This window comes from Hallella absiana (assembly GCF_025457485.1).
GTDB lineage: Bacteria > Bacteroidota > Bacteroidia > Bacteroidales > Bacteroidaceae > Prevotella > Prevotella absiana.
In genome coordinates this window covers 23,565-46,606 of sequence record NZ_JAMXSP010000006.1, presented here as the reverse complement: position 1 = coordinate 46,606, position 23,042 = coordinate 23,565, and the positions used below count along the sequence as shown (strand labels likewise).

19 protein-coding genes are annotated in these 23,042 nt (G+C 55.0%); 7 read left to right on the top strand and 12 right to left on the bottom strand.

Annotation, left to right across the window (positions count from 1 at the left end; all coding sequences use genetic code 11):
- Positions 1-9: 9 nt before the first annotated feature.
- The 7 genes from NG346_RS04445 to NG346_RS04415 all read right to left on the bottom strand — a co-directional run bounded on the left by NG346_RS04445 (position 10) and on the right by NG346_RS04415 (position 8,901).
- Complete coding sequence (locus tag NG346_RS04445) at positions 10-2,280, bottom strand: TonB-dependent receptor (protein WP_262288391.1); 2,271 nt, start codon at positions 2,278-2,280, stop codon at positions 10-12.
- A 458-nt stretch (positions 2,281-2,738) separates the two neighbouring features.
- A complete protein-coding gene (locus tag NG346_RS04440) occupies positions 2,739-3,089 on the bottom strand; it encodes a hypothetical protein (protein WP_262288390.1) in 351 nt (116 codons plus the stop codon).
- Between the two features lie 144 nt (positions 3,090-3,233).
- Positions 3,234-3,989 (bottom strand): LytR/AlgR family response regulator transcription factor, encoded by a 756-nt coding sequence (locus NG346_RS04435; RefSeq protein ID WP_262288389.1) that lies wholly within the window; start codon positions 3,987-3,989, stop codon positions 3,234-3,236.
- On the bottom strand, positions 3,989-5,137 hold the full coding sequence (locus tag NG346_RS04430; RefSeq protein WP_262288388.1) for a sensor histidine kinase: 1,149 nt from the start codon (positions 5,135-5,137) through the stop codon (positions 3,989-3,991). The genes NG346_RS04435 and NG346_RS04430 overlap by 1 nt, the downstream gene beginning before the upstream one ends.
- A gap of 26 nt (positions 5,138-5,163) precedes the next feature.
- Entirely contained in the window at positions 5,164-6,651 is a 1,488-nt protein-coding gene (locus tag NG346_RS04425; protein WP_262288387.1) for an alkaline phosphatase family protein, read from the bottom strand.
- Between the two features lie 132 nt (positions 6,652-6,783).
- On the bottom strand, positions 6,784-7,695 hold the full coding sequence (locus tag NG346_RS04420) for a DNA/RNA non-specific endonuclease (protein ID WP_262288386.1): 912 nt from the start codon (positions 7,693-7,695) through the stop codon (positions 6,784-6,786).
- A gap of 54 nt (positions 7,696-7,749) precedes the next feature.
- On the bottom strand, positions 7,750-8,901 hold the full coding sequence (locus NG346_RS04415; RefSeq protein ID WP_262279193.1) for a CobW family GTP-binding protein: 1,152 nt from the start codon (positions 8,899-8,901) through the stop codon (positions 7,750-7,752).
- Between the two features lie 363 nt (positions 8,902-9,264).
- Between NG346_RS04415 and NG346_RS04410 the strand changes: the two genes are divergently transcribed.
- The 7 genes from NG346_RS04410 (at position 9,265) to NG346_RS04380 (ending at position 15,389) form a co-directional block, all read left to right on the top strand.
- Positions 9,265-10,581, top strand: coding sequence for an ATP-binding protein (locus NG346_RS04410; protein ID WP_262288385.1), 1,317 nt, complete (start codon positions 9,265-9,267; stop codon positions 10,579-10,581).
- 42 nt (positions 10,582-10,623) lie between these two features.
- On the top strand, positions 10,624-10,794 hold the full coding sequence (locus tag NG346_RS04405; RefSeq protein ID WP_262288384.1) for an HNH endonuclease: 171 nt from the start codon (positions 10,624-10,626) through the stop codon (positions 10,792-10,794).
- Positions 10,795-10,805: 11 nt separating this feature from the next.
- Complete coding sequence (locus NG346_RS04400; RefSeq protein WP_262279191.1) at positions 10,806-11,237, top strand: nucleotidyltransferase substrate binding protein; 432 nt, start codon at positions 10,806-10,808, stop codon at positions 11,235-11,237.
- A 21-nt stretch (positions 11,238-11,258) separates the two neighbouring features.
- Positions 11,259-11,585: a nucleotidyltransferase domain-containing protein gene (locus NG346_RS04395; protein ID WP_262288383.1), complete on the top strand. Its 327-nt coding sequence runs from the start codon at positions 11,259-11,261 to the stop codon at positions 11,583-11,585.
- Positions 11,586-11,856: 271 nt separating this feature from the next.
- The gene (locus NG346_RS04390; RefSeq protein ID WP_262288382.1) at positions 11,857-12,255 is read left to right on the top strand and encodes an FMN-binding protein; all 399 of its coding nucleotides are present in this window, start codon (positions 11,857-11,859) and stop codon (positions 12,253-12,255) included.
- A 285-nt stretch (positions 12,256-12,540) separates the two neighbouring features.
- Positions 12,541-14,754: a RelA/SpoT family protein gene (locus tag NG346_RS04385; protein ID WP_262288381.1), complete on the top strand. Its 2,214-nt coding sequence runs from the start codon at positions 12,541-12,543 to the stop codon at positions 14,752-14,754.
- 464 nt (positions 14,755-15,218) lie between these two features.
- A complete protein-coding gene (locus NG346_RS04380) occupies positions 15,219-15,389 on the top strand; it encodes a hypothetical protein (protein WP_262288380.1) in 171 nt (56 codons plus the stop codon).
- Between the two features lie 495 nt (positions 15,390-15,884).
- On the opposite strand, the gene NG346_RS04375 is transcribed toward NG346_RS04380, so the two are convergent.
- The 5 genes from NG346_RS04375 to NG346_RS04355 form a co-directional block, all read right to left on the bottom strand.
- Positions 15,885-16,016 (bottom strand): hypothetical protein, encoded by a 132-nt coding sequence (locus NG346_RS04375; protein WP_262288379.1) that lies wholly within the window; start codon positions 16,014-16,016, stop codon positions 15,885-15,887.
- Positions 16,017-16,220: 204 nt separating this feature from the next.
- Positions 16,221-16,391 (bottom strand): hypothetical protein, encoded by a 171-nt coding sequence (locus NG346_RS04370; protein WP_262288378.1) that lies wholly within the window; start codon positions 16,389-16,391, stop codon positions 16,221-16,223.
- Between the two features lie 350 nt (positions 16,392-16,741).
- Positions 16,742-19,201, bottom strand: coding sequence for a glycoside hydrolase family 2 TIM barrel-domain containing protein (locus NG346_RS04365; RefSeq protein WP_262288377.1), 2,460 nt, complete (start codon positions 19,199-19,201; stop codon positions 16,742-16,744).
- Positions 19,202-19,376: 175 nt separating this feature from the next.
- Positions 19,377-20,597 carry an SGNH/GDSL hydrolase family protein gene (locus tag NG346_RS04360; RefSeq protein ID WP_262288376.1) on the bottom strand — a complete coding sequence of 407 codons (1,221 nt, stop codon included), beginning with the start codon at positions 20,595-20,597 and terminating at the stop codon, positions 19,377-19,379.
- A gap of 12 nt (positions 20,598-20,609) precedes the next feature.
- Positions 20,610-22,796 (bottom strand): alpha-galactosidase, encoded by a 2,187-nt coding sequence (locus NG346_RS04355; protein ID WP_262288375.1) that lies wholly within the window; start codon positions 22,794-22,796, stop codon positions 20,610-20,612.
- Between the last annotated feature and the right edge of the window lie 246 nt (positions 22,797-23,042).

The window sequence follows — 23,042 nt, the reverse complement described above, 5'->3', positions numbered from 1 at the left end:
CTTATTATATTATAGGTATAACGTCAGCTTCGCTGTGATATTGCGTCCTATGTCAAACAGTCCCATTCGACCGTTGTCAGGATTCACGCCACCGATATACTTCAGTCGGCTGAGATGGTTCTGATAGATGCGGTCGAAGAGGTTTGTCGCCGAGAGCGACAGCGTGGCCAGACGCTTGCCGCTGTGCTTGAAGTCCGTACCGGCAGCCAGGCCGAAGAGTGTGTAGCTGGGCGTTGCCGTCTCCGTGCCGCCGAGCATGTAGTAGTGGTTTTGTCGCAGGTTGCACTCCATGTTGGCAGCCAAAAAGGTGTGGTCGAGTGTCTTGCCGTCGCGGATGAGCGTGTAGCGCAGTTCTCCATTCCAACGGGGAGCGGGCGTGAAGGGCAGATAGCGCGACTCACGCGGCTGATGGCGCTGTACGCTGTTGACATAGGAGAAACTGTTTTGCCAGTGCAGACGCTCCACGGGGTGGAAGTCGATCATCGCCTCGCCACCGAGCAGGCGCGCGTCGCCCTGAGTATATTGGTAGAGAGGCACATCCTCGCGCTGCTGGTCACCCTGACGGGCGGTGAAGATATAGTTGTCGATGTAGTTGGCGAAGAGCGAAAGCAGTGCCGTCACCCACCGCGAGGTGTAGTCCCATCCGGCATCCACCTGCCAGCTTTGTTCAGCCTTGAGCTGTCCGTTGCCGAGGACATACTGTTGTGTGCCCTCATGCACGCCGTTGGCCGAGAGCTCGCTGATGCCCGGCGCACGGAAACCTTTCGCCGCGTTGAGCCGCAGGTTCATGTTGTCGCTGACGTGATAGACCGCCCCGACAGATCCCGACACACTCGTGAAGTTGCGGGAGAGACGGTCGAAATGGTCATCTAAGGCGTAAGCATGAACATGACGGTGGTCTACGCGCAAACCACCCGACCACGACCAGGAACCTCTCTCGTAGGAAGTTGTGGCGAAGGTGCCGAGGTCGAAGAGCTGATAACCCGGGATGAGATATTCCGAGCCCTTGTTCATGTTGCGCTGCCACATGCCGTTGGCACCTACGGTAGCCTTCCATCCGCTCTTCTCCGGCAGGATGTAGCGGATGTCGTAGTTCAGCGTGTGAAGCATCATGTCCAGTCCCGGCTCGTCAGCGCTCTCCTCGTATTCCTGCCTGCGGTTTTGCTGATAGCCGACGATGGCGTGCAGTGTGCTGTTGCCGAGATAGTAGGCGTTGTCGCTCACCACCTTGTAGTGGTGGATCTGCTGGAAAGGCAGTGTCTTGCTGTAGCTCTTGCTGTCGTCGGCGCGCTCGCCCTCGGCGATACCTGGCGTGAGGTGGTAGATGCTGACCGTGAGATGGCTGTAACCCCATCCGCCGTTGTATCCGCCCATTGCCTCGACGTCCTGCTCGCGGAAGCGTGAGCCTACGACATAGTTGTCGGCGCGGTTGTGGTAGTCGTGCGCACGCTTGTCAGTCCACCGTCCGTTCCATACCCATCCGTTTTGGTTGCCGCGGAAATTGAGCGAGTAGTTGATGAGTCCCGTGTTGCTTTGGTATTCTGTGGTAGCCTCTCCGCCGATGGTGTTGTGAGCCATGACGGGATCGCCGTGGAAGATGATGACGCCGGCGAGGGCATCCGAACCGTACATCAGCGAGGCCGGACCTTTGATGATCTCGGCAGAGGAGACACCTTGCGCGTCGACCTCCACGCCGTGCTCGGCACCCCACTGGTTGCCCTCCTGGCGTATGCCGTCGTTGACGACCACGAGACGGTTGAAGCCAAGACCACGGATCACGGGTTTGGAGATGCCGCCGCCCGTGGTCACCTGCGCCACGCCGGGCTGATGGCTCAGCGCGTCGATGATGTTGGTGGCGGGAGTCGTGCGCAGCATGTCGGCGTTGACAAGGGAGATTGGCGTTGGTGAGTCTTTCATCAGCGACTTACCCGTCAGTCCCGTGACGACAACTTCGCCGAGCATGGCATTTTGCTCCTTCATGACGAAGTCGAGTTGCGTGGTTTTCTTCAGGTCGATCTTCTTCACCTGATTCTGATGCCCCAGGTAGCTGGCCTGCACGCTGACCGTGCGCTGCGGCAGCGCAGAGAAGACATAGTTGCCGTCGGCGTCTGTTGTGGTACTTTCCTGAAGTTCAGGTATAGAAACGATGACACCTACGAGCGGTTCGCCGTCTGTGGCGTCAGTGATATGACCCTTGAGCGTAGTGGTGATCAACGCAGGGTCTGCTGTTGCTGTCAGGCTCAGTATGAGTCCTAACAGCAAAAGATATAATGATTTCATAATGAAAATGAAGCCCTAACCTAACCAAGCCCAGCCTCACCCCCTACAGCCTCACCCCCAACCCCTCTCCAAAGGGAGAGGGGAGTGATTACATTCAAGGGGTGTTGGGGTAGTATTGCAATTTCCTCACCAAGTGGGAGGGAAAGGCAGTACACACAAGAGAATGGTTATGAGAGCTTTGTTGTTGTTTTGTTGTTTTATGTTTTTGGTGTAGGGGCGGCCCTCTGTGGCCGACCTAACTTCAATCCCCAGCCTTTAGCACTTCTGGCCTCACCATCAGTACTTCCAGCCTCAATCACCAGAGCTAACACTATCCCTGTCTATTTGTGAGAAGGATATTGTTTATCACTCATTTCCTGTCTATTTATGAGAAGGATATTGTTTATCACTCATTTTACTCCCCTCTCCTTTGGAGAGGGGTTGGGGGTGAGGCTGTAGGTTGGGGCTGTGGGGGAAAGCTATATAGTTGGAGGCCCTCTTAGTGTAGGAACGCCATGACGGTACGATGATAGGCGCGAGACTGTGGCCGTCGTGGCGGTGAGTATAATATAATAAGGTGTGGCGATGGCTAACGCGGCAGTCGCCAGGAAAGGCAGTGAGAGAAAATGGCAGAGCACACAGTCGCCCGCATGATGCGCCATCGTGGTGAGATGCGCGTCGTGGTGGATGTGGTGGAGACAGGCATAGCATACCCCTGCCTGACTTTGCTCCACAGGTATGTGGCGGTGGAGCGAAGCCAGGAAAAGCATAGGGATGAATACCGCCATGAGTATCCATGCCGCCGTCTGTCTCTTGTGGCTATTCCTCATTGCCGTTTGTTAGTCGCAACCATGTACAATCAGCGATGTACTTTTTGCGGCATTTTCTTTATGCAAAGTTAAAGATAATAATCCCAAACGACGTGGTTCTTGTCTTAAAAGAGATTTATCGGGTGTTAGAAAATTCTAAGCGGTCTACCTCTTGCCGAGAGCTCTGTCATTGACATATTCGAAGAGCTTGTCGCGATACACGTCGCCGATGGGCAGCGAGATGTCTTTGCCGAGGAACACCCTGTTTTTGTTCATCTCCGTGATGCAGTGCAGGTTGATGAGGTATGACCGGTGGATGCGCATGAAGTTTCCCGGCAGTTGATCTTCCATTGTCTTCATGCTCATGAGGATGACCACGGGCTTTTGCTCGTCGCGGAAGTGTATCTTCAGATATTCGCTCATGCCCTCGACATAGGCCACGTCGGCTACGGGTATCTTGATGATTTTGTGGTCCGAGCGCACAAAGAAGTCGCCTTTCCGACCGATACCCTCCGTTGTCGGGTCCGTGTCGTTGGGTTGTCGTGTGCCGTTGGCTCCGTTTTTCATGTCACAGAGTTTCTTCACTTTTGTCGCTACTCTCTGGAAGTCGTCCAGAGAGAACGGCTTGAGCAGGTAGTCAAGCGCGTTGACCTGATAGCCCTCAACGGCGTATTCGCTGTAGGCTGTCGTGAAAACGATGACAGGCGGGCTGACCAGCGTCTTCACGAAGTCCAGTCCGTTGATGTCCGGCATGTTGATGTCGCAAAACATCACGTCGACCTTTTGCTCTTCCAGCACTTTCCACGCCTCTTTGGCACTCAGACAGCTGGCCACAAGATGGAAGAAAGGTATCTTCCGGATATAAACTTCGAGCTGCCGCAGAGCCAGGGGCTCGTCATCGACCGTTAGTACTTCTATCATTAGCTTGAGTCTTTATTTAGTGCTATTGTCAGCACAACGTTATAAATTTCGTTTTCGTCGTTTATTTCTAAATGGTAGTTCTCTCCATAGATGAGTTGCAGTCGCTTCCTGACGTTGGCCAGCCCGATGCCTCCGGGGATCGGCATGCGCTTCGCGTGTTTGGAGTTGGCACACTTGAAGACAAGCCGCCCACCGATGACCTGCAGGCTGACGTGGATGAAGCTTGGCGCATCGTAGCTCACGCCATGCTTGAAGGCGTTCTCCACAAAGACGGACAGGATGAGCGGTGGCATCTGATAGCCGTCGGGCAGGTCGCCCACCTCAAAGCGGATGTCCACCCGGTCGGCATAGCGCAGCCGCAGCAGATGGATGTAGCTGCGGATAAACTCAGCCTCCTTGGTCAGCGGTATGGTGGTGTGGCCTCCGTCGTAGAGTAAGAATCGCAGCAAACGGCTCAGCTCCATGATGCTCGTCTGTGCCTTGGCAGCGTCCAGCCCGATGAGCGCGTGGATGTTGTTGAGCGTGTTCATCAGGAAATGGGGATTGATCTGGAGTCGCAGATGTTGCAGTTGGTCGTTGAGTTTCTCCTGGGTGAGTTGTGCCAATTGCTTGTCGCGCCGCTCACTTTGGAAATAGAACTTCACGCCGGTGTTGGCTCCCATGATGAGCAGCATCATGGCCACGCTGAGGATGTCGCTCTCGGTGGTGTCGATGGAGGGATGCTCCGGTGTCTTAAATTCGGCCGTGGCGTGCTGCCCGCCGCTTCGCTCCTCCCTCTGTATGGCCTGTTGCCCGCCGAGCTCAAAGTGTTTCCACTCATACTGCTTGAATTTGGCTTGCAGTATGGAGAAAACACAGATCAGCACCAGCGAGGCAAAGACATACAGATGTACTCTCTTCCTGTAGATCAGCATGGGTGCCAACGCAAAGTTGTGGATGATGAATAATATCAAATAGACACAAAACAACATCCACACATGGAAAACTGGCCACCAGTGGAAGGTCAGGTCGCTCTCTACTTGGCTGCGTATATAGAAGGCAAGGAAAGGCGCAAGCAGGAAAGTGGTCCAGACCATGCTGTAGATCAGCCATTCCGACCGGCAGTTGGTCCGTTTAATCACATATTTGATGGTCTTCCATAGTCTCATCTTCCGCTGTTTTTATGTCTTCCACCTTATTTGGGCAACTTGGCGTCGCCGATACACTCATTTGGCATCTGTATGTGGAGCAGCTCACAGATCGTCGGTGCGATGTCGACGATATGGGTCGGCTCAGCAGTCTGTCCGTGGGGGATCTGCCAGCCAAAGAGCACGAAGGGGATATGTGCGTCGGTGGGGTTCCACAGTCCGTGGCTCGTGCCGCGGTAGTCGACGGCGTTGCTGACATCCTCCCAGTCGGGGCGTGGCACGTAGAAGAGGTCGCCGCTGCGCTTCTTGTTATATCCGTTGACGATCATCTCGCGCAGGCGGGAGGGCAGCGACGTGGTGAGCACCTTGTCATAGTCCACGACATAGAAGATATTGGAGTCCTGCTCCAGCGTCTCGATCATCTGCTGCTTCACGTCGGCGAGCTTCTTTCCGCTCTTGGCGATGGCCTCGCGGTTGAGATAGATACGTCCGGCATCGACACCGGTCACCAGTGGGCTGATGCCAGTTTCCTTCTCGAGTTGTGGCAGCCGGCTGTTGAGCCAAGAGTCCTTGCCCCAGGTGTCGAGGCCGCCCGACGGCAGGTTGTGAGCCTTGAGGAAGTTGGGGTTGTGGGCAGCGCCGTGGTCGGCGGTGAGGAAGAGCAGGTAGTTGCCGCGTCCCACCTTCTCGTCGAGGAACTTCAGAAACAGTCCCACCTGGCGGTCGAGTTCCATATACACGTCGTGGTTCTCCTGTCCGCGCGTGCCGTACTGGTGTCCGATGGCGTCTGTCGACGACACGCTCATGGCGAGCAGATCGGTGATGCTGTCCTGTCCGAGCTGTTCCCCGTCGATGGCGGCTTCGGCCATCTGGAAAGTCTTGGTCACACCGGGCACAGATGTCTTGACGTTGGTGCCGGGTTTGGTCTGTATCTTCTTGTTGATATCCTTCACCCATTGTGGCAACTCCTTCATGTAGTAGGTCGAAGAGATGAAGTGTCCGGCACTCTGGTCCCACCAGTAGGCAGCGTTGGCAGCATGTCCGGCCGGCAGGATGGCGGCGCGGTCCTTGAGAGCGATGCCGATGACCTTGCCTTTGAAGTCGGTGGCGATGCGCAGCTGGTCGCCGATGCCAGAGGCCAGGAGATTGCGTGGCGACATCTTGCCCTCCTTGGAGTTGGAGCCCACGGAACGAACGTTGTCGTCGTCGCAGCAATAGACTTGCTTGCCGTCTTTGACAAAGTTGTTGCCGGCAATACCGGTCAACGCGGGCACGGAGCCGGTGTAGACGCTGGAGTGGCCGATGGCGGTGACCGTCGGCACGTAGTTGATCAGCGTGTTCTCGTAGCTGTAGCCCTCGTCGACAAGGCGGCGCAGGCCGTCAGGCCCAAACTGTGGGTAATAATAATAAAGATAGTCCCAGCGCATCTGGTCTACCATCAGACCGACGACGAGCTTTGGCCGCTGGACGTTGCTGCCGGCCAGCATGGGCGCTGCCAACAGGATGGCAGCCAAGAGCGTGAAAATCTTTTTCATCTTTTACGTATAGGGTTTTATGGAATTCATAGGATCTATAGGATCTATAGGATCTATAGCTTCTATAGCCTCTATAGGATCTATAGTCTCTATAGGCGCTAATAGCCTCTATAGAGAAGCTATAGGTGCCGTCTACCACAGTTCCAGGTCGGCTTCTTTCTCTACCTTGTCCTGCACCTTTTTGTTCAGTCCGTGGAAGAAGTCATAGCCGGTGATGCGCTCCACCTCGTCGATGCTGTTGACATAGTCGCCTTTGGGTCGGTTGCCGTCGGTGTTGCGATAGATGAAGCCGATGGCCTTGGGCGTTCCTTTCAGGCAGAGCACCACCTTGAAGAAGGCTTCCGGCACGGTGACGCGGTGCTTCTGCCCGATGGTGGCATGCTTGCCGCGGTAGAGGATGGGGCCGGCGACGATATACACCTCGCCGTATTCCTTGGCCCAACGGCGGCACTGCATCTCCATCTCGTTCCAGTCGCCGGCGTTGAGGCCGTGGTCCTGTGGACACATATTGGTCATCAGGAAGCACTCGTCCATGGCCCGGCGGTCCCAACGGTTATCAGCGGCGGGGCACATGTGGCCACGGTCGTAGCCCGACTGCATGTAGTCGTAGGTCGTCACGCGGTAAGGCTCCGGCACGTCGTCGTCGGGATGGAACTTCACGCCCTTGCGCTGGATGTCGCCGTCGGTATGTGCCGCGGTGAGTTTCCATGCTACCCAGTTGGGCATGAGCGTGGTGCGGTTGAACGAGCTGACGTAAGCCTTGCGCCTGAGCAGTTGCTCCGGCACTCCTTTCCTGGTGAGAGGCAGGAGTGAGTCGGGTACGGTGTAGGAGGCGTCGCCTGCTGACGGGCCCTCGTCAGCGAGATTGCTGCCGGCGTTGTCGCCATCAATGCTGTTGTCCGTTGCGTTGCTGGTGCTTTCCTCAGCGGATTCGGTTGGACTGCTGGCGGCTGCAAGCGCACTCCGCTGTCGTGGCGAGAGACCGCAGGAGAGCAGTGTCAGCGCCACGGCGAGAAGCGCAATATGTTGCTTGTTTCTGTTCATGATGTCAGCTTTTCGTTTCTTCTTTGTAGAAGAGGACAGAAAAGAGAACTATAGTCAGGCTTCCTCCAGACACTTGTCGAGTTCGGCCTCGATGGCCTTGCGGTCGAGGTTCTGGCCGATGAAGACGATCTTCTCCATGCGGTCGCCGAACTTCTCGTCCCAGTCCTTCTTCACGCCGGGGTTCTGCTCCATGAAGTCCTTGAGCTGGTCCTCGGGCATCGTGGCGTACCACTGTCCGGCGTTGGTGATGTTGAACTGCTTGCCGCTTTGCTCAAAGAGGTAGCAGGTCTCCGGCTCGTCGCGGAACCAGCAGATGCCTTTCGCTCTGACCACGCCCTTGGGCCACTTCGTGGAGACAAACTCGTCGAAGCTGCCGAGGTTGAAGGGCAGGCGGCGGCGGTAGACAAAGGTCTGAATGCCATACTCCAGCGCCTCACCGCTCTCCTCGTTTTCCAGACTCTCGTCATCGTCGTCCTCCATGGCCTCAATCCACCGTGCCGACGTGGCTACCTTGTCGAAGTCGAAGAGATGGGTGTTGAGGATCTTGTCGAGGTCGATGTCACCGTAGTCGCAGGGCATGATGAGTGCCTGCGGCTGTATCTCTTTGATGACTGCCGTGAGGTGGGCGAGGTCGTCGGGCGAGATCTCCGATGCCTTGTTGAGCAGGATGATGTTGCAGAACTCGATCTGCTGGATCACGAGGCTGGCGAGATCCTCCTCGCCGTGCTCCTGCTGCAGGTGGTCGCCGAGTCCGAACTCGTCTCTCATGCGCAGGGCGTCGACGACGGTGACGATGGCGTCGAGGCGCGCGGCACCGTTCTTCATCGCTGCGGGAGCCACGAGCTGGGGATAGGTGCTGATGGTCTGTGCGATCGGCGCGGGCTCACAGATGCCGCTGGCCTCGATGACGATATAGTCGAAGCGCTTGGTGTTGATGATGTCGTTGAGCTGTTTGACGAGGTCCATCTTCAGCGTGCAGCAGATACATCCGTTTTGCAGTGCCACGAGGCTGTCGTCGCCCTGCCCTACCACGCCGCCTTGCTGGATGAGGCTTGCGTCGATGTTCACCTCGCCGATGTCGTTGACGATGACGGCGAAGCGGATGCCCTTCTCGTTTTTCAGAATGCGGTTCAGAAGAGTGGTCTTGCCGCTTCCTAAGTAGCCCGTAAGCAGCAGAACGGGAGTTGTCTTTATCTCTTTGTCCATTGTTTGTTATTGTGCTGAATATACTACAATCTTGTTTTGTAGGGCAAAGATACAAAAAAGCGCTTAAACATCATAGAAGCGCAACGTTTTTTAAGGCTTGACATCAAAATGAGATATTGGGGAGACTCACCCATACTTCCCTCAACACTCTCCGGCCTCACCACCAAATAAACTACCGTAAAGCCGCAATGGCCGCAAAGAAGGTGGTGATAAGCGCTCGCAAAGGCACAAATGGAGTAAAGAATGTGGTGATAAAATCCTTGCAAAGCTTTGGTGAAGTCGCGGAATAGTGCTATATTTGCAAATGGTAATGGCCATTACCGTAATGGCGGTTACCGTTTAAGCAAGAAACAGAGGCAGACCATGAAGTTCTACGATCGTAAAGAAGAGATAGCGTCGTTGGAGCGCATCGTGAAGCAAAGTCGTGAGCAGTCGCGCATGACGGTGCTTGTAGGGCGCCGGCGTATTGGCAAGACCGAACTGGCCAAGCGCTGCGGCGACTCGCTCGTCCTTTATTTCTTTGTTGCCAGGAAGGCTGAGAGCCTGTTGTGCGACGACTTTGTGCGGGAAGCAGAGGCGAAGCTCGGCATTCCCATCGGGCATTTCACCTCGGTGGCAACGCTTTTCGGCTATTTGCTGCAGCTGTCGGCGCAGCGACCTTTTACGATCATCATGGACGAGTTCCAGGATTTCTATCGTGTCAATCCGGCTGTGTTCAGTGAAATTCAGAACCAATGGGACAGGTATAAAGACCAAGGTCATCTCAATCTCATCATCAGCGGCAGCATCTTCACGATGATGAAGCATATCTTTGAGGATTCCAAGGAACCGCTTTTCTCGCGTGCTCAGAAGAAGATCACCGTTCTGCCTTTCAAGACCGTGGTCCTTAAGACGATTCTCAAAGATTACAATCCTCACTACACGCCCGACGATCTCCTGACGCTCTATGCCATCACCGGCGGTGTGGCATGGTATGTCACGCTGCTCATGGACGACGGCTATTGCGACCGTGAATCGATGCTCGCCGCACTCACAGCGCGCGACTCGCTGTTCATCAATGAGGGGCAGAATATGTTGGTCGAAGAGTTCGGCAAGGAATATACCACCTATTTCTCGATTCTGAGTTGCATTGCCGATGGACTTTATAGTCGGGGGGAGATAGAGAATCGGCTGAACATGACAAATCTTGGCAGCTATCTGAAGCGGTTGGAGAACGACTTCCTGCTGATCAAGCGTCACGTGCCTGTCTTCGAGAGCGCCAGCTCCAAGAAGACGCGCTATGAGCTGAACGACAACTTCCTGATCCTATGGTTTCGCTTCTTCTATAAATACCAGGCGATGGTGGAGAACGATGCGCTCGGCCAACTGGCTCGTATCGTCGTTCGTGACTTTGACCAGTTCTCGGGGCTGTGCCTTGAACGTTATTTCCGTCAGAAGCTGCGTGAGTCCGGGCGCTATACGCGCATTGGCGGCTACTGGAACCGAAGTGGTGAGAACGAGATCGACATTGTCGCTGTCAATGAGATCGACGGCGTTGCTGACATCTTCGAGGTAAAGCGCCATAGGAGTCGCTACGACGAAAAGTTGTTGCAAGACAAAGTCGCCGAAATGCTGAAGACCTGCAAGCCGTTGCAAGGAATGAAGATCACGCTTGGTTGCCTCGCGTTGGAAGATATGTAGGAGCAAAGGGAGTATGCCTCTGTTTTTTCTTTAACTTAAAAGATGGCTGCTTATACTCGTCAGCAAGGCATCTGTCCCAAGTGCGGCAAGCATTTCGAGTTTGAAGAGATGGAGGGGGATCATATCACGCCGTGGAGCCAGGGCGGTCATACGACTCCGGACAACCTGCAGATGCTCTGCAAGAATTGCAACAGGCTGAAGAGTGATAAATAATTAGAATGTTTATGGCAGAGAACAAAGACGTGCGCTGGCTGCAGCGTTATGATAGTTTCAAGAAGGCACTGAAGAAATTAGAGAGTGTCACGCTTTCGGGACGTTGCCCGTCCGACTTGTCAGAACTGGAGCAAAGCGGACTGGTACAGTGGTTTGAGTTCACCTACGAGTTGGCTTGGAAGGTGATGCAAGACTTATTGGAGTATAAGGGTTATGAGTTTATGCGTGGTCCTAACGGCACCTTGCGTGAAGCTTTCACGGATGGACTGATAGACGACCACGATGCCTGGCGACAGATGGCTAAAGACCGGACGCTGATGTCGCATACCTATGACGAGCAGGATGCGCAGCGTGTGGTGGAACTTATCTTCAATACCTACACGCCGTTGCTGCAAAAACTCAGCGAGACGCTGGCTTCGCAGCAACAACAGTTTGGTGAGTAATATGTTGTTATCAATGTTTCTATGACCACACTGAATGAATTCGGACTGAGCGACTGGACGATGAACGACCTGCGCTCGGTGTTTCGGCGGCATCCCAAAGTGCGCAAGGTGATACTCTTCGGGTCGCGCGCGAAAGGCAACTTCCGCATGGGCTCTGACATCGACCTGGCATTGGTGGGCGAGGACATCGACCACGAGGAGCTGCTGCGTATTTATAACGACATCGACGACCTCGGACTGCTCTACAAGGTGGATCTGCTGCACTATGAGGAGAAGCGGGGAACGCCCATAGGCGAGCATATCGACAGGGCTGGAAAGGTGTTTTACCAGCAGAAGCCTCATTATTAGTGAGGAGTGAGACGCAAGGTTCCTGACTTCGTCACTTTTTTGTTGAGGCCCAATGCTGCCCTTGACTATCAGACTTTTCACGCAGAGCCGCAGAGATGATACGTGTGAGAGGCTGAGATCGCTGAGAGGCCTTCGGCCGTGTGAGCAGACGGAAGGACAGAGGCCTCTGTTTTTTCTTTAACTTAAAAAACGTTGGGCGGGATGTTCTGTTTGGCTCTATTTGTGTAATTTTGCAGCCACAAAAACAATATCAGATAAAAGAAAGACAAAGATGAAGACCAAGATGATGATTGCCGCAGTGGCTGTCGCCACACTCGTCAGCGGCGCCGCGCTGGCTGCCGGTAAAGGTGATAACGTGATGACAAAGCTCAAGGACGGCACCTATGTGGTCAACACCACGACGCTCGCCCCGAACGTGCGCGGCTACCTCGGTGCCACACCCTTGGAGGTATATATCAAGAAGAATAAGGTGGTGAAGGTGGTGGCGCTGCCCAACAAGGAGACGCCGAAGATCTTCGCTAAGGTGAAGTCTGCCATGCTGCCCAAGTACGCAGGCAAGAAGACCTCTGCTGTGAGCAGCGTTGACGGCGTGACGGGCGCTACCTATTCCTCCAAGGCTGTCAAGGCCAACGTCGAGGCTGCTGTGAAATACTACAAAGCACATAAATAATCTTCATGCTTATAGGTAAGGCTTTGCCCACCAGTTAGATAAAGGCTTATCTGTCAGCATGCATATAGAAGTCCCATGACAAGTGCTCTCTGGCGCTTGGGGGCATCGACAGAAGAAAGGACGGAAAGAGAATTCCCGCCCTTTCTTCGTTTCTGTCATCCTTTTGCCCCTTTTTACCCGCGAACGGCAAAAAAAGCGTAAATTCCTTTGTCGTTACGTCCTTTTCGCTTAACTTTGCATGGGACAAGTGACGTTTTTATAGAGTTATTCGTAAAGATTTAGGCTATGGAAGAAGAGAAGTTTGCGTTTACACCGGAAGAATTAACAGAAACCAAGGAACTCCACCACGATCTCAAGGAGAAGCTCGCCGACAGCCTGATGCCCGGCGACGAGGAGCGCCTGACGGCTTTCATCGAGCAGACAATCCAGCAAGGAACTGTCCATCGTGATGTCTTCGGACTGAATCCTATTCTCACTTCCTTGCAGACAGCACGTATCACTGTCGACGAGATAGGACTGCGCCGCGACGGTGTCATCGCTACGATGCTCTATGGCTGTCTCGGCGATCACCTTGAGGCTGTGGAAGAGATTCGCAAGGCTTTCGGCGACAACGTGGCGCGTATCGTCCATGGACTCATCCGCATCCAAAAGCTCTATGAGAAAAACCCCGTCATCGAGAGCGAGAACTTCCGCAACCTGCTCCTGAGCTTCGCCGAGGACATGCGCGTGATCCTTATTATGATCGCCGACCGGGTGAATATCATGCGGCAGATTCGCGACACGCCCAACAGGCAGGCACAGCACGAGGTGTCGGAAGAGGCCAGCTATCTCTATGCGCCGCTGGCCCATAAGCTCGGACTCTACACGCTCAAGAGTGAGCTCGAGGACCTCTCGCTCAAATACCTCGAGCACGATGCCTACTATATGATCAAGGAAAAGCTCAACGCCACCAAAAAGGCGCGCGACGCTTACATCGACCGCTTCATCGGACCTGTCAAGGCACGACTCGAAGAGGCTGGACTGAAATTTCATATCAAGGGGCGCACCAAGAGCATCCACTCCATCTGGCAGAAGATGAAGAAGCAGCAGTGCGGCTTCGAGGGCATCTACGACCTCTTTGCCATACGCATCATCCTCGACTCGCCTCTGGAAAAGGAGAAACAACAGTGCTGGCAGGTCTACTCCATCATCACCGACATGTATCAGCCCAACCCAAAACGACTGCGTGACTGGCTCAGCGTGCCGAAAAGCAATGGCTACGAGAGCCTCCACATCACTGTGCTCGGACCGGAGAATAAATGGGTGGAGGTGCAGATACGCACCGAGCGCATGGACGATATTGCCGAGCACGGACTCGCTGCGCACTGGCGCTACAAGGGCATCAAGAGCGGCGGACAGATGGACGAGTGGCTCGCCAACATTCGCTCGGCCCTCGAAGCCGGTGACGGCCTCCAGGTCATGGACCAGTTCCGCATGGACCTGACACCCGACGAGATCTATGCCTTCACGCCCAAGGGCGACCTCTTTAAGTTCCCCGCCGGCGCTACAGTACTTGACTTTGCCTACCGCATCCATTCCAAGATCGGCAACAGCTGTGTGGGAGGACGCGTCAACGGCAAGGTGGTCTCCATGCGGCAGGAGCTCCACTCGGGCGACAGCGTGGAGATTATCACGCAGAGCAACCAAAGCCCTAAGCACGACTGGCTCAACATCGTGAAAACCTCTAAGGCTAAATCCAAGATCCGCCTTGCCTTGAAAGAGACGCAGGCCAAGGAAGGACTCTATGCCAAGGAACTGCTCGAGCGGCGCTTTAAGAATAAAAAGGTGGAGATGGAGGAGAGCGTCATGGGCCATCTCATCAAGAAGATGGGCTTCAAGGAGACCTCTGACTTCTACCGCCAGATCGCTGATGGCAAACTCGATGCCAATGAGGTCATCGACCGCTACGTGGCTGTGCGCGACCATCTGCAAAACGCTGCCAGGGAGCACGAGACGGTTTCGGCAGAGAACTTCGCCTATGAGAGCCCCGATGAGGAACTCACGCGCAGCGACGACGACGTGCTCACCATCGACCAGAACCTCAAGGGCATCGACTATCAACTCGCGCCCTGCTGCCATCCTATCTATGGTGACCGGATCTTCGGCTTCGTCACGGCCGGTGGCGGCATCAAGATCCACCGCACCGACTGCCCCAACGCCGCCGAGATGCGACGCCGCTTTGGCTACCGCATCGTCAAGGCACGCTGGAGCGGCAAGGGACAATCGAAATACGCCATTACCCTCCGCGTCATCGGCAACGATGATATCGGCGTGGTGAGCAACCTGACCAATGTCATCTCCAAAGACGAGAAGATCGTCATGCGCTCCATCAACATCGACAGCCACGACGGACTCTTCTCCGGCAACCTTGTCGTGCAACTCGAGGACACCACACGACTGCAGAGTCTTATCAAGAAACTCAAAGCCGTCAAGGGCGTCAGAGATGTGAGCAGAATATAAAAGCCTCAAGACCTTCCCTTGAAACAACGATATTGGTTCATATCATTATTACCGCCAAGAGATGAGCGTGTAGGGAGTGACGCGTGTCTCTATGACGAATACAGAAGAATATGTTTTTTATGTCTTTCTGTCTGTATATTATTACCGCCAAGAGATGAGCGTGTAGGGGGGGACGCGTGTCTCTATGACGAATACAGAAGAATATGTTTTTTATGTCTTTCTGTCTGTATATTATTACCGCCAAGAGATGAGCGTGTAGAGGGTGACGCGTGTCTCTATGACGAATACAGAAGAATATGTTTTTTATGTCTTTCTGTCTGTATATTATTACCGCCAAGAGATGAGCGTGTAGGGGGGGACGCGTGTCTCTATGACGAATACAGAAGAATATGTTTTTTATGTCTTTCTGTCTGTATATTATTACCGCCAAGAGATGAGCGTGTAGGGGGGGGACGCGTGTCTCTATGACGAATACAGAAGAATATGTTTTTTATGTCTTTCTGTCTGTATACCAACTGCTATTCTGTCTTTGTAACTTTGTCTTTAAACTGGCAGCCATCAGCAAGAGCGATGTATCCACTGCTATATCTGCTGTCGGCGTGACACGCGCTCAGGCTCACGATGGTGTCACGTAATCAGACTTTACAAAACCTTGTCTGAATTCTGTCGCAAAATAGAGAGCCGAAGGCCATGAAAAAGAGAAAAAACAGGGATGATTCGGCTCTCTTTCAAGTGTTCTGCGACAAAAGTACTGTTCTGATGCGGTCAAAACGCTGAGATGACTGGGTCAAATCGCCGAGATGACAGCATCAAATCGCCGAGATGACTGGGTCAAATCGCCGAGATGACAGCGTCAGAAAGGCGCTATCCATGAACAGAAAACGACGTGCGACTGTATGTTGCTGTCTGTCAGCACTTTACAAAAAGTGCGTAAAAATCGCGTCGTTGCGGGCAACCGACCACTTGCTGGCGAAAATCGCCGTCTCGTGGCCGTTTTTTTGTCAGTTTTCCCAACAATAATGCTTCACCTCGCTGCCGTGAGCAATTGCTGTATTCTTTTATATGGATTGTCTATGCTCTCTTGAAAGAAAACTCTTGGGTATGGCTTGTTCAAATAGTAATATCAGGTATCATTTGCCAGCCATCGTCACCTCTTTGAAAAGTCGTTCCGACAACTCATCAAAAGATGTTCCTTCTGGTATCTTTCCTCCTGCCAACTCATTGGCTACCTCTGACATGCATACCGCTCCGACAGCAGCCATAGTCGACAAATGCAGCTTATTGGCAATGTAAGTTGTAAGCCTTGTCAGCAATCTCTCTATTTCAAGTTTATCTGTTATTGTTTGCATCTGAAGTAGATAAATCCATCAAATCCAAATCGTTATTCCCGCAATAAAATGGCTTACTGGCAGTAATTTTCTCGTCAGTAAGCTCATGAAACAAACAGTGCTCGTCAAGAAATCCCATTATTTTGTCATTCCTGATTTACGCAGAATGCTCTGCATTGCCTTAAATGCAGGTGAGTTCTCTATGCCGTCAAAGCCCTTGAACTTGCGTTCTGCTTCATCAGCACGCTCTATGAATCTTTCTGCATCCTTACCTTCCAAGGTAGGTATTGCCTTAATTTCTATTGCCATAATCTTCCTTTCTTTTTTGCAAAGGTAACTATTTGTTTTGAAATAGCAAGGATATAGGGTCATTTTCTTGATCATGGGAAGCGATTAACGCTCAGCGGGGTGACATATATATAATAATGAGTCCACTTTAGAAAGACATGGTTATGTCCTTCTAAGGTGGGCTCAACAAATCTCTGTTATTCTGTTACTCTGTCTTATATGATATATGTTATTCTGTTACTCTGTCTTATATGATATATGTTATTCTGTTACTCTGTCTTATATGATATATGTTATTCTGTTACTCTGTCTTATATGATATATGTTTTTTATGTCTTTCTGTCTGTATACCAACTGCTATTCTGTCTTTGTTACTTTGTCTTTATCGTCAGCGACGCTGGTTGCAGGTCGGTGGCCCGGGCATGCACGACGACGGGCTTGGTCTTGTCCTTGACGCGCACCACGACGAGGCACTTGCCGAAGAAGGCAAGACGGTCGCTGGCCTTGAAGTGCTCGGTAGAGAACTGCGAGCCGTTGTCCACGCCGACGATGTCGGCATTGTCGGCCGTGAAGTAGATGTGGTTGCGTGCGTCGGGGCAGAGCGTGCCGTCCTTGTCGATGACCTCGGCATTGACAAACGTGGTCGTCTCGCCACGGTAGTCGCAAGTCAGACGTATCGACGTGGCGGGACCTGCCGTGCGGATCGTCTGTCGGCGCACCTCCTTGCCGTGCTGGCGTGCCACGGCGGTGATCTCGCCGGGCTCGAACGCCACGCGCCACATCACATGATACTGGTGGCTGTCGGCCTTGCGGCGTATGCCCTGGCTCTTGCCGTTGACGTAGAGTTCCACCTCGTCGGCGTTGTTGTAGTAGCACCACAGGTCGACGCTCTGTCCCGGCAGCCAGTTCCAGTGAGGGAACAGATGGAGCACGGGCTTGGCGGTCCACTCACTCTGATACATATAATAGGCGTCCTTCGGAAAACCCGCCAGGTCGATGATGCCGAAGTAGCTGCTGCGGGCCGGATAGCCGTAGGGCGTGGGCTCGCCGATATAGTCCCAACCGGTCCAGATAAACTGTCCGGCGCAATAGGGCGTGTGCTTGACGATGTCCCAGGTACCTTCGTGAGTAGTACCCCATGGCACGTGGCTGTTGTCATAGGCCGAGCACATCATCGAGGCGTTGGTGTAGGACTTGTCCCATCGCTCCGGTGCCACATAGTCGCTGTCGGAGGGCATACGGTAGTAGCCGCGCGTCTGCAGGGCCGAGACGCTCTCGGTCATGAGGAAAGGCTTGCCGGGGAAGTTCTTCGGCACGTCCTTGATATACTGCTCGTGATAGTTGAAGCCGATGAGGTCCAGGGCACCCGACTTGAAGAGATGGTTGTCGGGCGAGGGCTCGTTGCAGCCCGCCGTGATCGGACGGCTCTTGTCGAGACTTCTGACGATGTCGGCGAGATGGATGGTGAGCAGCGCGTTGGGCGAGAGCACTTTGCCGTGGGCGAGTGTCGAGGCGTCGTGGCCCGCGTTGAGGATCAGGTTGGCTTGCTCCAAGGTCAAGGCGTCGGCACTGGCCGACGACCACTGTTCGAGCACCTCGTTGCCGATGCTCCAGATGAGTATCGAGGGGTGGTTGCGGTCGCGGAGCAGCATGTCGGTGAGGTCGCGCTGGTGCCATTTCTCGAAGAAGCGGGCGTAGTCGTTCTTCGTCTTGCGGCGCATCCACATGTCGAAAGCCTCGTCCATGACGATGAAGCCCATCGTGTCGGCCATGTTCAGCAGTTCCGGTGCGGGAGGGTTATGGCTGCATCGGATGGCGTTGACGCCCATGTCTTTCAGTTTCACCAGTTGGCGCCGGAGCGCGTCATTGTCGAGGGCCGCACCCAAACAGCCGAGGTCGTGGTGGTCGCAGACACCGTTGAGCTTCATGTTCTTGCCGTTGAGCCAGAAGCCCGTCTTGGTGTCGAAGCGGAACGATCGGAAGGCTGTCGTCGTGCGCACGGCGTCTATGGTCTTACCGGCGATGACGATCTCGGTGAGCAAAGAGTAGACATTTGGTGCGTCGGGACACCACAGGCGTGGGTTGCGCACGGTCATCTGCTGCCTGGTGCTGCCGTTGGCAACCTGTGCGACAACCTTGCCGTTGCTGTCAAAGAGCGTGTTGCGCACCATCGGGTGCTGTCCCTCGTGGTTGTCGTCGGCGAGGGTGACGGACACGGGCACCGTCCACGTACGTCCGTTCTTTGTTGTCGGCATGACGCAGATGCCCCAGTTGGCGATGTGCAGCGGTGAGGTGGTGGTGAGCCATACGTGGCGGTAGATGCCGCAGCCCGAATACCAGCGCGAGTTGGGCTGGTCGCTGTTGTCGACGCGTACGGCGATGACATTGTCACTGCCGCGGCGGAGATAGGGCGTGAGGTCGTACTGAAACGAGATGTAGCCATAGGGCCGTGTGCCGAGCAGGTGGCCGTTGATATACACCGAGCTGTTCATATACACGCCGTCGAAGGTGATGAAGAGACGGTCGGCGGCGGTGAGTGAGGCGGGTACGGTGAAGTGCTTGCGGTACCAGCCGATGCCGCCGGGCAGTGCGCCGCCACCGGCGCCACTTGGGTTGTCGACGCTGAAGTCACCCTCTATCGCCCAGTCGTGCGGCAGGGTGAGCTGTCGCCACGACGTGTCGGCATAGTCGGTGCGCGCCATGGCGGAGCTGTCGCCAAGACAGAACAGCCAGCCGCGGTCGAAGTTAAGCGTCTCGCGGGCAGATGAGGGGAGAGACGCGAGAAGGGAAAGGAGGAGTGTGAAAAGCAGGGAGGAGATGTGGTGAGTCATGGAGGGTTGTTTTTTTTGTTTATGAGAGACGGGGCGCTCGGTATGACCGTTGAGTGCGCCTGGTTATAACCAGGCGAACAGAACGGAGCGCCGACGCAGGCGGTTGCCGAAGGCCCACCCCTTGGCGGTAATTACTCCCCTCTCCTTTGGAGAGGGGTTGGGGGTGAGGCTGTGTTTAGTTCCCAAGCATCTTTGCCGCATACTGTCCCATTGCCTCATATCCTTTCGGGTTGAGGTGGAGCCAGTCGTCGGAGAAGGCGGGGAGCAGGCGCTGGGGATCGGCAGGGTCGCGGACGAGGGCGTCGAAGTCGATCAGCCCGTCGAAGTGCCCGGGCTTGCGGATCCACTCGTTGACAGTCTGCCGCATGGCCTCATGGAAAAACGAGTACCAGCCGTTGCCTTTCGTCGGCGTGATCGTAGCACCATATACTTTGATGCCTTTGGCGTGGGCTTTGTCGATCAGCGTCTGATAGGCGTTGATGATCTCTTGCGTCATCTTCTCGTAGTTGCCGCCGCAGCAGCCGATGTCGTTGGTGCCCTCGAAGATGATGAGCTTCGAGACATTTGGCTGGGAGAGGATGTCGCGGTCGAAGCGCTTGAGCGCCGGTTCGCTCAGTCCCCCACGCACGACGCAGTTGCCGCCGATGCCGAGGTTGAGCACGCCGACGCCGTTGAGCGCATCGGAGAAGAAGTCGGTCCAGCGGTTTTGCAGGTTTGTCGTCGAGCCGCGTCCGTCGGTGATGGAGTTGCCGAGCACGGCGATGACCTCGTGCGGGGTGTTGCTGAGCACTTCCAGTCGCGTGATGTTGTACCAGTGGTCAGCCTTTTCGCCCTGGCTGAAGTCAGCCTTTGGCGCGCCTTTCCCGGCGAGGATATACGTGGTGGTGCGGCTGCCGCGGTGAGAAGTGGCGTGCTCAGGCGTGCGCTTGCCGTAGACCACGGTGACGGCGAGACGCTGTCCGGGGCGCAGCTGATAGCTGAACGGGTCGGAGTAGATGTCCCGTCCGGCGTCGAGGGTGAGGCTCCGCCGATGGTTGAAGGTCAGATAGCGCACGGTCTTAGTGTTGATGCGGGCGTTGCAGGGCAGGATGTTGGTTTCCCGTTTCACGGTCTTGCCCTGTGGCGTGTCGGCAGGGTCGGCGACATATACGGCGGTGATGTCCACGGGTCCGTTGCCGAAATGGTTGCTGAGCTGCATGCGCAGCGTGGTGCCGCCCATTGACACGTGGATGATCTGGCGCGCTGCACGGTTGGAGAGACTTGCCTTGGGCATGTCGCTCGGACCGGTAAACTCCGGTGCCGTAGCCCATGTTCCTTCCCATCGCTGGTCAGCGAGGAGAGGAGTGGTCACCAATAATAATAAGGTGACAATACTGAAGAATAGTTTGTTGATCATGGATTTTGGTAGTTAAAGGCTCGTGAGATACAGCACGCGGCTGGCCCAGCTGGTGCGGTCGTTCCAGTCGACGTTGTGAGAATACGGCACGTCGAGGCCGTGCTCCATGAGGTAAGCGCCGGAGTAGCTCTTGCCCTCACAGTCGAGCGGCGTGTTGTCGATGCGGTCGAGCTCGTGTACTTTGTAGCGCTTGGCAGGGTCGAGACCGGCCATGCGCACGCGCGGCAGATGCTGGTTCATAAACGTCTCGGTCTTCCACCAGTACCACACAGCCTTGTCCTTGCTGTCGCTGACATACATCAGGCTGGCCACTCCCTGCTTGTCAAACGGACTCTGCAGGCGGTAGAGGTTGCCCATCTGCACGACAGGACGGATCTGCTTGTACTCCGCGATGGCGTTGCGGCAGAGTGTCTTCTCGGCCTCGGTCATGTTCTTTGGCTGGATCTCCATGCCCAGTCGTCCGCTCATGGCCACGTCGATGCGGTATTTCAGCGGGATGATACGCCCCGTCTGGTGGTTCGGCGATGCCGAGATGTGACAAGCCATGGCCATTGCCGGGAAGAAGTAGCTCGTGCCCCACTGCATGTAGATGCGCTGCAGGGCATCGGTGTCGTCGCTTGTCCAGAACTCGTCAAACCAAGGCAGCGTGCCCCAGTTGACGCGTCCGCCACCGCTGGCGCAGTCCTGGATGATCAGGTCGGGATATTTCGCACGGATGCGGTCCAGCGTCTTGGCGAAGCCACGGTAGTAGTCGATATAGAGATGGCTCTGGTCGTTCATCGAGAGATACTGCGAGCCGTGGTTCATGATGTCCATGTTGGCGTCCCACTTGATATAGGCGATGTCGGGATGTTTTGTCATCAGGTTGTCGACGACAGAGAAGACAAAGTCCTGCACCTTCGGGTTGCTCATGTCGAGCACGAGCTGCGTGCCGCCACGTCCGAGGACAGGATCGCGTCCCGGCGCCTTGATGATCCAGTCGGGATGCTTCTCATAGAGCACGCTCTTGGTGTTGGTCATCTCGGGTTCAATCCATATTCCGAACTTCACGCCGTGCTTCTTGGCGTCGGCAAGGAGGCCGTCGATGCCGTTGGGCAGTTTGTTTTTGTCCACCACCCAGTCGCCGAGCGCGGCGTTGTCGGTCTTGCGCGGATACTTCTCACCAAACCATCCGTCGTCCATGACAAAGAGCTCGCCGCCCATGCTGGCGATGTCGCCCATCATCTGGTCCATGCCTTTCTCGTTGATGTCCATGTAGACACCTTCCCAACTGTTGAGCAGGATCATGCGCTCCTTGTTGCCGTGGGCGAGCATATACTCGCGGCCCCAGCGGTGGTAGTTGCGGCTGACGCCCGACTTTCCTTCCTTGGAGAAGGTGAACGCCACGGGCGGGGTGACAAAGGTCTCGCCGCGGCGCAGGTGATATTCCGAGTTCTGCTCGTCGATGCCCGCAAAGAAATAGTGGTACTCGCTGTGGTCGGTGACCGTCTTGAGCTTGTAGCAGCCACTGTAGCAGAGAGCCGCGCCGATGACGTCGCCACTGTTTTCCTTGCCCTTGCCGTCGAGGGAAAACATCACCTCGGCGTGCTGGCTCTGCGAGTTGTGCACGCCGTAGTGGTTGCGCAGCGTCAGTTCGCCGGGAGTCAGCGGCTCGTCGGTGACGTTGGCCTCATTGGCCCAGGCACCGCTGAGATGGCTGATCCACACATTGCCGCGGCGGATGGGAAGCATGGCGGAGGCGAAAGAAGTGAGTGTCACCGTGCCTTTCTCCTTGTTTGTGATCTCTGTCCAGGCCTCGATCATGTCCACATCGTTGTAGGTGCGGTACTTCAAGTCGACGAAGATATTGTAAACGGGATCCTTGAGATGGATGGTCGTGATGTTGCCTTTCACGTCGGAACCCGTGACAACGAGCTGTGTCGACAGGTTGCCGTCGGCGTGGCGGCAGGCAAAGGCTGCCGGGTCGGGACAATCCAGCCCATAAGCCGGATAGGCATCCATGCGCCCGTCCATCGGCTTTTGCAGCGTCTGCAGGTCGGCGCCGGAGAGCTTGGAACCGAAGTAGACATATTCCGGTTGCTTGCCCTCGTCGGCGTTGAGCACGAGAGAGAGATGAGGCGACTGCACGAGGATCTGTCTGGCCAATGCCGACAGCGGCAGGCACAGCGCCAAAGAGAGCATTAGTTTTCGATAGTTCATATATAATAATAGATTTAAATGATTGGCTTGGTGATAGGCAACGCATAGGCCGCCATGCAAAGATAAGAAAAAAAACAGTATGATGCCGCGCTTCTTTAGAAAAAATACAAGAAAGTAGGCGATTTGGCCATAATTGTATCAAAGTAAAAGGAAAAACAAAAGTAGCGGCCGCCCTTCTCACGAAGAGCGGCCGCCATGCAATTTTAACGGATTGACACGGGTGCCAGGATCACTCCCACCCCGCGC

Excerpts from the sequence above, each read along its gene's own strand:
- NG346_RS04390 (WP_262288382.1), top strand. The coding sequence starts at position 11,857 with ATGAAGACCAAGATGATGATTGCCGCAGTGGCTGTCGCCACACTCGTC.
- NG346_RS04385 (WP_262288381.1), top strand. The coding sequence starts at position 12,541 with ATGGAAGAAGAGAAGTTTGCGTTTACACCGGAAGAATTAACAGAAACC.
- NG346_RS04430 (WP_262288388.1), bottom strand. The coding sequence starts at position 5,137 with ATGAGACTATGGAAGACCATCAAATATGTGATTAAACGGACCAACTGC.
- NG346_RS04440 (WP_262288390.1), bottom strand. The coding sequence starts at position 3,089 with ATGAGGAATAGCCACAAGAGACAGACGGCGGCATGGATACTCATGGCG.
- NG346_RS04435 (WP_262288389.1), bottom strand. The coding sequence starts at position 3,989 with ATGATAGAAGTACTAACGGTCGATGACGAGCCCCTGGCTCTGCGGCAG.
- NG346_RS04365 (WP_262288377.1), bottom strand. The coding sequence starts at position 19,201 with ATGACTCACCACATCTCCTCCCTGCTTTTCACACTCCTCCTTTCCCTT.
- NG346_RS04410 (WP_262288385.1), top strand. The coding sequence starts at position 9,265 with ATGAAGTTCTACGATCGTAAAGAAGAGATAGCGTCGTTGGAGCGCATC.
- NG346_RS04375 (WP_262288379.1), bottom strand. The coding sequence starts at position 16,016 with ATGGCTGCTGTCGGAGCGGTATGCATGTCAGAGGTAGCCAATGAGTTG.
- NG346_RS04400 (WP_262279191.1), top strand. The coding sequence starts at position 10,806 with ATGGCAGAGAACAAAGACGTGCGCTGGCTGCAGCGTTATGATAGTTTC.
- NG346_RS04395 (WP_262288383.1), top strand. The coding sequence starts at position 11,259 with ATGACCACACTGAATGAATTCGGACTGAGCGACTGGACGATGAACGAC.
- NG346_RS04415 (WP_262279193.1), bottom strand. The coding sequence starts at position 8,901 with ATGGACAAAGAGATAAAGACAACTCCCGTTCTGCTGCTTACGGGCTAC.
- NG346_RS04405 (WP_262288384.1), top strand. The coding sequence starts at position 10,624 with ATGGCTGCTTATACTCGTCAGCAAGGCATCTGTCCCAAGTGCGGCAAG.
- NG346_RS04360 (WP_262288376.1), bottom strand. The coding sequence starts at position 20,597 with ATGATCAACAAACTATTCTTCAGTATTGTCACCTTATTATTATTGGTG.
- NG346_RS04355 (WP_262288375.1), bottom strand. The coding sequence starts at position 22,796 with ATGAACTATCGAAAACTAATGCTCTCTTTGGCGCTGTGCCTGCCGCTG.
- NG346_RS04445 (WP_262288391.1), bottom strand. The coding sequence starts at position 2,280 with ATGAAATCATTATATCTTTTGCTGTTAGGACTCATACTGAGCCTGACA.
- NG346_RS04380 (WP_262288380.1), top strand. The coding sequence starts at position 15,219 with ATGACGAATACAGAAGAATATGTTTTTTATGTCTTTCTGTCTGTATAC.
- NG346_RS04425 (WP_262288387.1), bottom strand. The coding sequence starts at position 6,651 with ATGAAAAAGATTTTCACGCTCTTGGCTGCCATCCTGTTGGCAGCGCCC.
- NG346_RS04370 (WP_262288378.1), bottom strand. The coding sequence starts at position 16,391 with ATGGCAATAGAAATTAAGGCAATACCTACCTTGGAAGGTAAGGATGCA.
- NG346_RS04420 (WP_262288386.1), bottom strand. The coding sequence starts at position 7,695 with ATGAACAGAAACAAGCAACATATTGCGCTTCTCGCCGTGGCGCTGACA.